This is a genomic window from Proteus faecis (assembly GCF_003144395.1).
GTDB classification, from domain to species: domain Bacteria; phylum Pseudomonadota; class Gammaproteobacteria; order Enterobacterales; family Enterobacteriaceae; genus Proteus; species Proteus faecis.
The window spans coordinates 54113-67625 of record NZ_PENZ01000051.1 but is presented as its reverse complement, the minus strand read 5'-3'; the positions used below and the strand labels follow the sequence as shown (position 1 = coordinate 67625).

The following is a 13513-nucleotide window of genomic DNA, read 5'->3' as shown; positions in this document are numbered from 1 at the left end:
CGCTGGCTCATTATTTATGATCAGCGCTTTTTGCATTTCAGTCTCTTAATAACGCACCAGGATAACCAAGTTGGCGCCATGCCTCAAAAACCACAACGGCAACAGTATTTGACAGATTCATACTGCGACTATCTGCAAGCATTGGGACTCTGATTTTCTGTTGCGTTGGCATATTATCTAATACATAGGGTGGCAAACCACGTGTTTCAGGTCCAAAAAGGAGATAATCACCATCCTGATAACTGACATTGCTATGTGCTGGAGTGCCTTTTGTGGTTAAGGCAAATACACGCGCACCTGATGGTGATTGTGCATTATCAGGGTTTAAACCTTCACTTTCTAAAAAAGCGTAGTAATCATGATGCTGTTTAATATCAGCAAACTCACGATAATCAAGCCCTGCACGACGTAGACGTTTATCATCCCAAGTAAAACCCAATGGTTGGATCAAATGGAGATGAAAGCCTGTGTTGGCACACAGGCGGATAATATTACCCGTATTCGGTGGAATTTCGGGTTCAAATAAGACTATATTGAGCATATAAAATCGATTTAATCGTTACCAAAGAGGTCACGAGTATAAACTTTTTCTTCAACATCGTTTAGTGCTGATGACATTCTATTGGTAATAATGACATCAGACATCGCTTTAAACTCATTTAAATCACGAACTAATTTTGAGTTAAAGAAGGTTTCTTCTTTCATTTCTGGCTCATAAATCACCACTTCAATTCCTTTGGCTTTAATGCGTTTCATAATGCCTTGGATTGATGATGAGCGGAAATTATCAGAGCCTGATTTCATAATTAAGCGATAAACACCCACGATTTTTGGCGATTTTGCAATAATAGAGTCTGCAATAAAGTCTTTACGAGTGCGGTTTGCTTCCACGATTGCACTAATAATATTATTAGGCACCGAGTCGTAGTTTGCTAAGAGTTGCTTAGTATCTTTTGGTAAGCAGTAACCGCCGTAACCGAATGACGGATTGTTATAGTGATTACCAATACGCGGATCTAAACAGACACCTTCAATGATTTGTCTTGAGTTCAGTCCATAAGATTCGGCATAGCTATCTAGCTCATTAAAGTAAGCAACACGCAGTGCTAGATAAGTATTAGCAAATAATTTAATTGCTTCGGCTTCTGTGGAATCAGTAAAAAGAACATCAATATCTTTCTTTAATGCGCCTTGTTGTAAAAGATCAGCAAATTTTTGTGCTCTTTCTGATTGTTCGCCAATCACAATACGAGAAGGGTATAAGTTATCGTAAAGCGCACGACCTTCACGTAAGAACTCAGGGGAGAAAATAATATTGTTCGTATTATATTTCTCTCTCATCTCTTTAGTAAAACCAACAGGAATAGTTGATTTAATAATCATTGTGGTATTTGGATTATATTCTAAAACATCACGAATGACAGACTCTACAGAAGAGGTGTTGAAATAGTTCGTTTTAGGATCATAATCGGTTGGTGTAGCAATGATAACGAATTCGGCATCTTTATAAGCGAATTCTTTATCTAATGTTGCTGTAAAGTCGAGCGTTTTGGTTGCTAAAAACTCTTCAATTTCTTTGTCTGTAATTGGCGAGATTTTTTTGTTAAGTAATTCAACTTTTTCTTTATTGATATCTAACGCAACAACTTTGTTGTGTTGGGAAAGAAGTATTCCGTTAGATAGACCGACATAGCCGGTACCGGAGATGGTGATTTTCATGGTTTCTCTTATCTAAAATTTTGTAGTAAATTTAAAAATAAAATTCAGCTATAGATGAGAATAATTATATAATATGATCTTTGTTGTAGCATATCATTAAGGAATGCTAGAATTGATTAGGGTTAGCTTAATATTTTATCTAAATTAAAAAACTAGTTTTATAAAAAATGTTTTATAAATCCATTTATTGAATAAAAAGAAATACATTTTATCCTATTTATGAAATTTAATTGAGCAATGTGTTTTAGAACAAACCACTGTTTTTTTATTTCTTTATATTTAGACGATGATAATGATTGTTTTTGCTTTCTATAAAATGAACTGCATTCACCAAAATTATAAGATTTGATGCCATTTTTCATTAAGTATACCCATAATGCATAGTCTTCCTTTGGTGTATAAGGAAATAAAATATCACAAGGAATTAGTTTTTTATCTAGCATTACAGTTAGGCAACCAATATCACATTTTTTTATAATATTTGAAAAGCTAATTACCTGAGGGGAGTGTATTATTTTTTTATTTTTTCCAATATCAAACATAATATAATCACTATGTGACATTGCAATATTATGTTCTCTCATGAAATCTATTTGCTTTTCTAACTTTTCAGGCGCCCATAAATCATCACTATCTAAAAAACAAATATATCTAGATGTTGATGCTTGTATACAGCTATTTCTAGCTCCTGCTGCCCCTTTTTTATTTGCATTACCTATTAATTTTATTCTTGAATCTTTTTCTACATATTTTTTAATGATTTCTTTAGTGTTATCAGTGGATAAATCATCACAAATAATTAGCTCGAAATTAGCGTAAGTTTGATTTAAAACCGATTCAATTGATTGTGTTATAACAGAATCAGAATTAAAGGCAGGCATTATAATCGATATTTTATGCATTTTTAGTTAAATAAATATGTGTTATATAAAAACTCAGCATTAGGGAAAAATAATACTTTTAATGAATAAGCAAATATTAAATAAGCTGAAATTAATGTAAAAAGTATAGTGTTTTTTCTATATAAAAATAATAAGTAAATTGCAGGTATAATATAAAAAAAGATTAAGAAAACATTTACGCGGGCGAAAAAATCAAAGTGAAGAATTAATAAATAACTATTTGAAACAATAACCCATAATCCAATCATTTTTTTCTCAATGAGAGAAAATATAATTTTCCCATTGCGTACAATATAGATAAATAGAAGCTGTATCGGAATGTAATATAATTTGCTAAGTATATTTACTATGCTATGTTTTTCAAAATTACCATCTTCAAGATAAGAAGAATAATGAGGGAAATAATCAATAATAATAGTATTTACAATATTATGAAAAGGATTGAATAGAAATAGAATAAAGGTGGAAATGTAAATAAAAAGAATATGTCTATAAAAAAACAAATAAACTTTATTAGGAATTAATAATAATGGAAAAACAATTATTGATGACTTGTGGAAAAAGAATGCAAGTATAAAAATAATAAGCGATAGAATATTTTTTCTATTTAAATGAAGTAACAGTGATATAGAGAAAAGATAAAAAGAAAATGATACTCTAATTATATTCATTTGAGTATGCATTAAATTAGTTATTGTAAAAAAACAAAAAAACAAAATAGGAAGTGAAGTGTTTTTTGTTTTAGAAAGTGTTAATAAAGAAAAAATAAGAAATGATTGTATTATTGCTATAATAAAAAAATAAGCTTTGCTACTTAACTCAAGATTGTATATTAATTTTGTTAAATAATAAAATAAGTATTCTTTTATATTAAAATAGTATTCTAGTGTGGATGGACTGTTAAATATGTTTTCATAACTTAAATAGTCTGTTCCAACTTTATATTGTAAACCTGGAATTAATGACATTAATATTATTAATATAATAGATAAAAATATTCTATTGTGAATAGAATAATTGAATTTACTATATATATAGAAGTAAGTTAGTGATAGAAAGTTACTAATCAAATATATCATTTATTTTAAATACTCTCTTTCTTTTTCTATATGACTATTGTTTAAATCAATCGGATGTGAAAAAAAGTATGAATAGTAAATACTTTTAATAGAAGTATTTTTTATAATAAGTTTCCAGTCATCAGCCATGTAAGTATTATCTTTCATAAAATTATATATTTTTTTGGCTGTTTCTTGTGTAATTAAATAACAACAAGTTCTATAAATCCATCTATGAGTATTGAATCGAACCTTGCTAAAGCCTATTTTATTTTTTTTAGATAAAATTACTCGATTGAAGCTGTTTAAACCATCCTGGCCACCTAAAATATAAATAGAGTTTTCTTCTAAGGAGTTAATATTAGAAAATAGGTGTAATATATCGTGTTCTATAGCTACGTCATCTTCGAGAATAAGCAAATACTTTTTTTTACTTTCTAAAAATTCATAGATGGCTTTTTTGTGGCTAAGAAAGCATCCTAATTCAGATGGGGTTAACATCGTTCTCCCGTTAAATTTAGATGTTTTGGCTTTAGCATTGAGGAAGTAATCTTCTGCAGAAAGCTTTTTTCCATTAATTGCGATGCTTACTCTTGGATTAAGTTTATAATGAGAAAGATTGTCCAGAAGTTTTTCTCTTCTCGCTATGTCAGATTCCAATGAGATTATACAAATATCAATATCGGAAATATTCATTAATTTACCCTTTTAGTTTTTTTATTAGCATGGATGGTATATATCTAAGTATGGTTATGATAGATAAAATTAAATTAACAATCTTTTTGTCTTCATTATTGTTTATTTCTTTAGCTAGGTTGATGATTTGTTTAAAGGAATATTGATAGCCCCTGCCATGTGAAACTTCGATTAATGATGCATTGTTTTTTTTAATACTTAATCCATTTAAAAATCTATTAACCATGATTTTTAATGGAATATCCTCAGCCCAAGATAAATTTCTTACTTTATAAATTTTTAATATTTTTTCTCTTTTATATATGCTATTTGATTGATTCCATCCAGATATGAAATTAATAGGAAAACCGATCAGTTCAATTATTGTATTTAATAAATTATTTTTAATTTTTCTTGAAATTGTTTTTTCCTGAGTACATGTTAATAACAAACTTTTTTCAATATCAGTAACATACTGACTTTGAATTGTTACATAGTCATATTTATTTTCTTTTTCAAGAAGAAAACATACTTCCTTAATACAATCGATAGAAATATAGTCATCACAGTCAAGAAAAGAAATATATTTAGTTTGAGACTTTAATAAGCCTAATAGCCTGGCTTGTGATGGTCCAGAGTTATTTTGCCAATAATAGGCAACATTAATAAAGTTTTGACAAATTTTTTTATTTTTATTCCTGTTTGTTGAAGATGAGCCATCATCAACGACTATGATATTAAATTTATAATTTTTTTTATTTAGAAGATTTAATGTTCTATTTAATTTATCTGGCCTATTAAATGTTGGGATAATTATTGTTAAGTTATTCATAATATTAAAGCTTTATTGAATGATAATGAGAAACTCTATTCTCTATTGATGGTAATGACATATAATTAGCGCCAAACATTTTAGTAAGATATTGTTCTATATTATTAGGACAACTAAAAAAATAGCCTTCAAAGCTAATTTTTTTTAATGGAAAAATTTCTTCTTCAGTAAAAATTGCTCTATGAAAGGGAGTTTCAATACCTGCACTATATACGTAATTAGTTTTTCTATTATTCATTATACGAAGCTGAGCTTCTTTTATTTTATTTAACATTATCTTAGGAATTATAGGTGATAATAAAAATACAATTATTTTTTTATTTAAGCTTATCTTTTTGAATTTACTTATTGATTTTAGTTGATATATCTTTGATAAGAAACGCTCTATATTAGTTCTTATAAAGGGGTTAGTAGAGTATTTATCATAAGGGAAAATATCTACAAATAAGCCATGATGAGATTTTGAATTATAATACCCATATTTTAATTCAGTTTCTTCTATGATTTCAGTATTATTTACTCTCATTTTGCAAGGAATATTGTATGTATAATAGTTTTTATCTGTTTGGGTTGTTTGTAAAAAGAATAAATCATTATTTAAGCTTTTTGAGGCGACATTAATGAATTTGTTAAAATCATTTCTAGTCATACATATATCAATATCATCATCCCAGGGTATAAAACCATTATGCCGGACTGCACCAAGTAATGTCCCTGCATCAATCCAATACTCTATATTATGCAGGGAGCATAATCTATCTATTTCAATTAATGCAGTTAACATTTTTAATTGAGCACTTCTTAATAAAGAGTTATCTTTTTTTATAATTAACATAAAATATACTTATTCTATATATAAACATTAAACTATCACATAATAGATATGATATGGCTATTAATACGGCTGTTATATTCATATTTAACAGGTAGAAGACGGAAATAGCAAGTAATTGGAATAAACCTGCATATAAAACACTGTAATTTGCACATTTTTCTTTATTTAGTGGTATTAATGCTGGATATCCAAAATGGATACCTAGTATACTTACAATGATTGTAATCATAAATATTTTTAAAATAGGAAATGCATCTATAAGTTCATCACCATAAATAATAGAAATGATTTTATCACCCCAAAAGAAACCAATACTTGCACCTATAATTGTCATACATATACTTAGGAATGTAACCTTAAAAAAGATACTGAAATTCTTAGTTCTAGCCATATATGGGGTTAATGGTGTTGATATTGAAGATATAACCATTACTCCCGCTTTATATAGCTGCTCTGCTGCACCATATATGGCAACTTGGTGCATTGAACCACTCATTATACCGATAAAGAAGCTACCACATGTTGAATATAATGAAACTCCTAGTCTAGAAATAAAGTACTCTGTCGATTCTTTGGCTAGTTCTTTTATTCTTTTTAAATTAAATGATAGGTATTTTAATTTCCATTTTTTAAGATAATAGTAACAAATAAACGTACTTAGAAAATTTTGCATGGCAATTATAATATACAATATGTTACTGTCTGAATTTTCTTTGATAAATAAAAAAATAGAAATTAAGGCTATTAGTCTGGAAAGAAAAATTATTCTACTATATATATATATTTTCTCTATTCCTAAATAAAGCCAAATTAAATTATACCCATTAGATATAATACTAATGATTATAAAAAATAAAGTTAGTTTATCAAAATAATTATTGTGAAAGTTAATTAGTATGGTCGTTAAGATTAGAAATATGATTAGAAATGTTTTTATATAATTTATTGCTGAAATAAAAACACTTAATTTTTTAATGTTAATTTTCTCAGAGGCTATTCTTTTGGGGATGGATAGCTCAAATCCATAGTTACTAATAATATTACATATGGATAATAATGATAATGAAAAAATGTATAAACCAAAATTATCTGTATCTAATACTCTACTGAGATACGGAAGTTGAAGCAAAGGAATGACATAACTAATCAGCTGAGTGCCAAAGAGGTTTACTATATTTTTTTTTAAGCTCATAATATAATCGTATCTATATTTGTTGTTTTTTTTTATGATAATATGTCGTGCTTTTTTATTTCTTTATTAGGAGTATTTATGTCTTTAAGTTCGATTTTATCTAAATTATTTTTAAGTGATTTTATTGATAGTATATTATTGAAAAATAAAGAGATATGTATAATTTCTAATAACTGTTGGGGATTTAGATTATATAATATTTTAAATAAAAGTTATAACACTCCATTTGTTGGGTTGTTTATAAAACCAAATGATTTCCTTTTTATTTTAAATAATTTAGACTCATTTATCAATGATGACTTAGAAATGAGTGATTTTAAAGAAAGTGATTTATATCCAATTGCAAAATTCCATGATTGTGAAATTCATTTCTTGCATTATCATTCAATAAATGAATGTGTTGAAAAATGGAATAGAAGGAAAGATAGACTTAAAAATTACATAGATAAATTTGGTGTTGAAAATATAATTGTTAAATTATGCGATCGCGATGGTGATATTGAAAATATAATACCACTAATAAATAGGTTACCTTACAAAAAGAAGATTTTTTTTAGTAAAACAAAGTGTTACTTTCTTAAGAAAAATGGAATCTTGATAGACGGAAATGCCCTATTTAATCTGAGATTTTTTTATTATAGAAAATATTTAAAGATATTTGATCATCTTTAATTATAAGGGCTTTTAAAAAGCCCTTATAATTTAGCTATAAATCATTCTTTATACTAAAAACTTGTCCAGTATGTTCAAATGACATCGCAGATAGCGTAAATTTGGCAACAGCTTCTGCACTAAGTAATGAATTAGCTGGCTCAATCCCAAAATTACTCCGTCTCATCGGCGTATCTGTTCTCTCAGGATTAATGCAGTTTACTTTAATACCTAATGGTAGCCATTCTTCTGCAATTGCTTGAGTAAAATTAACAATCGCAGCTTTTGTTGATGAATAAATACTATAATTAGGTCTTCCTCTAGTAAATGAGCTGGAAGTAAAGTTAATAAGCATGCCTTGAGATTCTTTTAGATATTTATAAGATGCAAGTGCTACATTAATTACACCAGTATAATTAATCATATAGCTATCAGTAATCTCTGTATTACTCATTGATAAAAGAGGTTTTTTTATTAATAGACCTGTTGTATTAATAACAAAGTCTATTCTATTTTCTTTAAGAAAAATTTCATGGAGAAATAAATCAATACTTTTTTTATCTGTTACATCTACGTTATTTTGACTTCGGCTACAAGAGTAAACTCTGCTATTTAGTTTTTTACATTGAGTGACAATATCTTCCCCAATACCACTACTACCCCCAATAACGACTACAACTTTATTGTCTATTTTCTCTTTTATTAAGTTACTATCAGCATTTAATCGAGTATATAAGCCATCTTTTATAATATTATCAGCTAAATATAAATCTTGTTGATGTGTTAACTTGAAGTTAGACTCCGCGCCATTGACTGTATATATTTTTTCTTCTTTTAAGTATTTTAGTACAATGCCACAATCATCTGATGCTGCTTTTTGTGGATCTAAAAAGAATTTATTGTAGGCATCTTTTAATGTATCTCTTTTAAAAGCTTGGGGAGTTTGTCCGCGTTTTAATTTTCTTCTGTCAGGAATATTAGAAATAAAATTACCATCAACTTCAACAATTGTGTCTACAGCATCTACAACAACGTCTACAGCGTTATATTTTACTAAGGCCGCTATACAGTCATTAATAATTTTTTCTGAAATAAATGGTCTAACTGCATCATGAATAATTAAATTGCAATTTTCTTCAGGTGTAGCGTTAATTGCAGCCCATGTTGAATCATAACGTTCTTTACCACCTGAAATTACTTTAGATATTTTCTTTAATTCGTTTTTATTAGTAATTTCATAAACCAAGTCGATATAATCTTCTTTAGTGACAACATAAATTTCATCTATAGCTGAACAATTCTCAAAAGCTTCGATAGTATATTGAATGACGGGCTTCCCTGCTAATTTTACAAACTGCTTTGGAATTTTGGATTCGAAGCGAGAACCTGTTCCTGAAGCTAAGATCACTGCAATATTTCTAGGCATTACTTATCCTTTAATAAGAACAAATTAATTATTAATGTAGGGAGGAAAAATATATTTATTACAAAGCTACCGCACTGGGTTTACGGCCCCCAGAGCGCCAAAATTTATCTCGAAAAACTCTTATCTATATGTAATATAAGAGTTTTGTTATATAAGCATATTTAAACAATATGCGAAAAACCGCACTGAGAGTAGACTCTTCAAACCAGACGGTCAAGTAATAGCTGGGTATTTTAGCATTGATTGTAGATATATAAATATCGGAATAGCGGTCGATTCAGCCAGATCATTCTGAATTGCATCGTTAGATGCTAGCAAAAAGAATATGCCACCTATTCTTCAATAGATGGCAGTATATTTTGATACAACAGTTTAATTACTCTATTAAGCCGTTGGTGATTTATTACTTGCACCCGCTCTTGGCAACCAAATCTCTACTCTTAAACCACCTAATGGACTGTCATCGGCTTTAACATGGCCTCTGTGTTGACTGACGGCAGTTTCAACAATCGCTAATCCTAAGCCTGTACCACCGGATTCACGATCTCTAGCTTCATCAGTGCGATAGAATGGTCGGAAAATATGCTCTCTATCTTCAGGACTAACGCCAGGGCCATCATCATCAACAATAATGGTGATGCCTTGGTTCTGTTCAGTAAAGGCGACTTCAATGCGAGAATTTGAATAACGCAGGGCATTACGAACAATATTCTCAAATGCACTCGCCAGAGAATATGGATTGCAGTAAATAGGCCATGCTCCTGGAGGTGTAGTGACTTGCAGTGTCTTATTATTTTGTTCGGCCTCAAATTTAGCGTTATCTAAAATGTCATCCCACAATTCATTGGCTTTTACTGTTTCGCGTAATAACTCGTTTTTATACTGGTTACGGGAAAGCACCAGTAAGTCATTAATCATACCATCAAGGCGTTGAGTCTCAGTTTCAATACGCTCTAGCTCCTTGCTCTCTCCACTACGACGACGTAACAATGCGCTGGCTAATTGTAAGCGTGTTAATGGGGTACGTAGTTCATGAGAAATATCAGAGATCAGACGTTGCTGAGCTTCTACCATACGCTCAAGAGCGCTTATCATCTGATTAAAACTCGTGCCTGCGGCTAAAAACTCTTGAGGACCCGTTTCTAGTTCAGGGTGAGGGCGTAGGTTACCTTTAGCTACATCATCAGCGGCATTTTTAAGTTGTCTTGCGGGTTTTGCTAAGCTCCAAGAAAGCCATACTAATAATGGTGTGCTGATAAGCATGGTGAATATGAGTAACAATAATGGTTTATCAAATAATAAGTTGATAAAGTCAGATTGAGGGCTACTTGAAGGGCGTACGAGATAAAGTTGGTAATGATCTTCACCATCCCTTACAGAAAAAGGCCCTAACATCTCAGAGCGACCATATTTTTTCTTTTTGGGGTGATCGGCGTTATCAGATTGACCAATAAAGTTTCTGACAACTTGCATCTCATTACGTTGAGCACCGATGATCCGGCCTTCACTCGTGACAATAATTAAACGTTGGCCAGGGGGAGCCCATTTATCAATGGCTCGAATTAATCGACGCCACCAAAGGAGATCGTTAGCCGGATCTTGAGCTAATTCAGCTTCGATATGTTGTTCTAGCATAACGCCTTGACGGTATTCACTCTCTAAAAGAGGGGTAAGCTGGCGCGAGTCCAGCTTTGGAACCATCATAACTAGCACGAGAACTAATGCTAGCGTCAGCCAGAATATTGCGAAAATGCGCGCTGACAGACTATTTATCATAAAGAATATTTATCAAGTTATTGAAACCATTAGATAACCGCGGCCACGTAACGTTTTAAACCAAGGTTGTCCATCTGTTCTTTCTGGTAATTTACGGCGTAAATTAGAAATATGCATATCGATCGCTCTATCAAACGGTGTTAAGCGCTTGCCAAGGACTTCTTGGCTTAGATGTTCGCGTGATACGACTTGTCCTAAATGCTGAGCAAGTAAATAAAGCAAAGTAAACTCTGTTCCTGTTAACTCTAGCGGTTCATTATCAAAACTTGCTTCTTGTCGGCCAGGGTTAAGTTGTAATTTATCAACCTGTAATGTTGGAGATGTAGTGCTATCAGTCTGTTTTTGTTCGCTCCAGTTTGAACGACGCAAAATAGCTCTGATACGTGCAACCAGTTCTCTATCATTAAAAGGTTTTGGTAAATAATCATCAGCACCTAGCTCTAAGCCAAGAACTCGGTCAAGATCACTGCCTCTTGCCGTTAACATAATGACTGGGGTCTGGAAATTTTGGCGTAACTCTTTGAGTGTCTCAATCCCGTTTTTACGTGGCATCATGATATCCAGTAATAACAAGTCGATAGAAGCATCCAAAAGTTTAAGTGCTTGCTCGCCATCAGAGGCGATTACAACATTAAAGCCTTCCATTTCAAGTAGTTCTTTCAATAGCGATGTTAATTCGCGATCGTCATCCACTAATAAGATTTTATGCATTCGTCAATTCCTCCAAGAGAAAAATACGATAATAAATAGCGCGAATCTATGACTTTACGTTCTTTTACACGCTCTGACGCTAGTTTGCAGCCGTAACGGTATAGTAATCCACATAGCAAAGAATTACACATATGAATTATACACATTGAGGTCGTATTAATTAGGTCGGTATTAATTTACCGAATTAGGAGTGAAGCAATGCGTAAAGTAGCAGTAGTTGCACTAGCATCAATGTTTTTGGCAGCTCCGACGATGGTATTAGCTGAAACTGCAAATACTAATCCGCCTACTGAGCAACAGTATAATGGTAACTACCACTGCGGTTATGGCTATGGAATGCATGGCGACCGTGATTATAGAGGTCACCGCGGACAACGAGGACATATGATGGATCGCAATTATGGCGAGTCACGTATGTTTAACGGTATCACATTAACTGAGCAACAACGTACTCAAATGCGTGATTTAATGCGCCAGCATCATCAAGATAGATATAACGGAAATTTCCGTCAGCATCATGAGAATATGCATAAATTAGTCACTGCACCTCAATTTGATGAAGCTGCTGTAAGAGCACAGATGCAAGATATGGATAAACAAGCAATAGAGCGCCATGTAGAAATGGCAAAAGTCCATAACCAAATGTATCAGTTGTTAACCCCAGAACAGAAAGCGCAGTTGGAAAAGAATTACCAACAGCAAATGTCATATTTTGACCAACAAAGTCAACAAAATCAGTAATGAAGTAAGAGTGTAGTAAAGAAGTACCTAGTTAGAGAGTAAGTAGCAACAACGAAGTTTTTTCCTTGCCATAGACACCATCCCTGTCTTTTGCAGCCCCTCTGGAGAGGGGCTTTTTTTTTGTTCGTTATTTTTTTAGTTATATCAGTTTTATTTTAGGTAGAAATATACTTTTCTTTCTATTGTGTTTTTTAGTGTGAAATCTAAAATTTGTTGTTTTAGTCTAGATAGTTCTCGTATAATTTTATTATTACTTCCTGTCTTGTTATGTATAACGCGATGAATTCTATTATCTTCTAAAATACTAGGGAAATTATTATCATTTTTATTTAAAACAAAATCTTGTATACATAAGCAAGGCATAGTTTGTCCAACAATATATTTATTGTTTATTAATAAATCATTGAATATTTCATGATCTATTGGATTGTTAATAGGTTTTTGAGATATTTTATCAAATAAAAAATGAGCGCCTTTATTTGTGATAATATATCCTGCAGTACCTAAATGCCGACTTTTCAATCTAACAATTTGAATATCATTGACTTTTTTTATTGGTCTAATGGATGTTTTTATTTTATCATTAGATTTTTCAATTTTTATAATATCAATGTTTTTATTCACCCATGAATAATTTCTTAGCAATTCTTCAGAATTTTTTCCTAGGTAAATATCATCTTCAAAAATTCCAGCTACATCAATATTTTCATCAATAATTTTTTTCCATAAAAATATATGGCTTAAAAAACATCCTTTTTCTCCAGCAGTTAAATTAGGATTATTAAAGCGTATATTTAAATGTTCTGAAATATCTAAGTTACTCTTATTTATAGCATCAAAAAATAAGAATGGAATATTCTTTGAATTAAATTGATTAGATATATGTGTACGCCTATCTTCATTATTATCTTTTAAGCTAATTATGAAATTATTCATGTAATATTCTTTATCTAAGTAATATTGTAAGGGAAATATAAGAGTGTTATTTCCCTTAG

At 30.7% G+C, this 13513-nt stretch carries 14 protein-coding genes; 2 read left to right on the top strand and 12 right to left on the bottom strand.

Features of this window, described 5'->3' with window-relative positions; translation table 11 throughout:
* Positions 1-37: 37 nt before the first annotated feature.
* The 8 genes from trmL to DK858_RS17385 all read right to left on the bottom strand — a co-directional run bounded on the left by trmL (position 38) and on the right by DK858_RS17385 (position 7213).
* Positions 38-541 (bottom strand): tRNA (uridine(34)/cytosine(34)/5-carboxymethylaminomethyluridine(34)-2'-O)-methyltransferase TrmL, encoded by a 504-nt coding sequence (trmL, locus tag DK858_RS17420; RefSeq protein ID WP_006534201.1) that lies wholly within the window; start codon positions 539-541, stop codon positions 38-40.
* A gap of 11 nt (positions 542-552) precedes the next feature.
* Positions 553-1719, bottom strand: coding sequence for a nucleotide sugar dehydrogenase (locus DK858_RS17415; RefSeq protein ID WP_109398483.1), 1167 nt, complete (start codon positions 1717-1719; stop codon positions 553-555).
* Between the two features lie 158 nt (positions 1720-1877).
* Positions 1878-2621: a glycosyltransferase family 2 protein gene (locus DK858_RS17410; RefSeq protein WP_109398482.1), complete on the bottom strand. Its 744-nt coding sequence runs from the start codon at positions 2619-2621 to the stop codon at positions 1878-1880.
* 2 nt (positions 2622-2623) lie between these two features.
* On the bottom strand, positions 2624-3700 hold the full coding sequence (locus DK858_RS18525; RefSeq protein WP_109398481.1) for an EpsG family protein: 1077 nt from the start codon (positions 3698-3700) through the stop codon (positions 2624-2626).
* Complete coding sequence (locus DK858_RS17400; protein ID WP_109398480.1) at positions 3701-4375, bottom strand: glycosyltransferase family 25 protein; 675 nt, start codon at positions 4373-4375, stop codon at positions 3701-3703. It lies immediately after the preceding gene.
* Between the two features lie 4 nt (positions 4376-4379).
* On the bottom strand, positions 4380-5186 hold the full coding sequence (locus DK858_RS17395) for a glycosyltransferase family 2 protein (RefSeq protein WP_109398479.1): 807 nt from the start codon (positions 5184-5186) through the stop codon (positions 4380-4382).
* A 4-nt stretch (positions 5187-5190) separates the two neighbouring features.
* Entirely contained in the window at positions 5191-6021 is an 831-nt protein-coding gene (locus tag DK858_RS17390; protein ID WP_109398478.1) for a LicD family protein, read from the bottom strand.
* Positions 5999-7213 carry an oligosaccharide flippase family protein gene (locus DK858_RS17385; protein ID WP_109398477.1) on the bottom strand — a complete coding sequence of 405 codons (1215 nt, stop codon included), beginning with the start codon at positions 7211-7213 and terminating at the stop codon, positions 5999-6001. The genes DK858_RS17390 and DK858_RS17385 overlap by 23 nt, the downstream gene beginning before the upstream one ends.
* Positions 7214-7291: 78 nt before the next feature.
* Between DK858_RS17385 and DK858_RS17380 the strand changes: the two genes are divergently transcribed.
* Positions 7292-7885, top strand: a complete 594-nt coding sequence (locus tag DK858_RS17380; RefSeq protein ID WP_162556677.1) for a DUF1919 domain-containing protein — start codon at positions 7292-7294, stop codon at positions 7883-7885.
* Between the two features lie 34 nt (positions 7886-7919).
* Here DK858_RS17380 and ispD read toward each other — a convergent pair whose 3' ends face one another.
* The 3 genes from ispD to cpxR all read right to left on the bottom strand — a co-directional run bounded on the left by ispD (position 7920) and on the right by cpxR (position 11777).
* Complete coding sequence (ispD, locus tag DK858_RS17375; protein ID WP_109398475.1) at positions 7920-9290, bottom strand: 2-C-methyl-D-erythritol 4-phosphate cytidylyltransferase; 1371 nt, start codon at positions 9288-9290, stop codon at positions 7920-7922.
* A gap of 384 nt (positions 9291-9674) precedes the next feature.
* Positions 9675-11066 carry an envelope stress sensor histidine kinase CpxA gene (cpxA, locus tag DK858_RS17370; protein ID WP_109398474.1) on the bottom strand — a complete coding sequence of 464 codons (1392 nt, stop codon included), beginning with the start codon at positions 11064-11066 and terminating at the stop codon, positions 9675-9677.
* A gap of 12 nt (positions 11067-11078) precedes the next feature.
* Entirely contained in the window at positions 11079-11777 is a 699-nt protein-coding gene (cpxR, locus tag DK858_RS17365) for an envelope stress response regulator transcription factor CpxR (RefSeq protein WP_109398473.1), read from the bottom strand.
* Between the two features lie 198 nt (positions 11778-11975).
* Between cpxR and cpxP the strand changes: the two genes are divergently transcribed.
* A complete protein-coding gene (cpxP, locus tag DK858_RS17360) occupies positions 11976-12518 on the top strand; it encodes a cell-envelope stress modulator CpxP (protein WP_109398472.1) in 543 nt (180 codons plus the stop codon).
* Between the two features lie 150 nt (positions 12519-12668).
* Here the strand turns inward: cpxP and DK858_RS17355 are convergent, their stop codons facing one another.
* Positions 12669-13454: a glycosyltransferase family 25 protein gene (locus tag DK858_RS17355; protein ID WP_109398471.1), complete on the bottom strand. Its 786-nt coding sequence runs from the start codon at positions 13452-13454 to the stop codon at positions 12669-12671.
* Positions 13455-13513 lie beyond the last annotated feature (59 nt).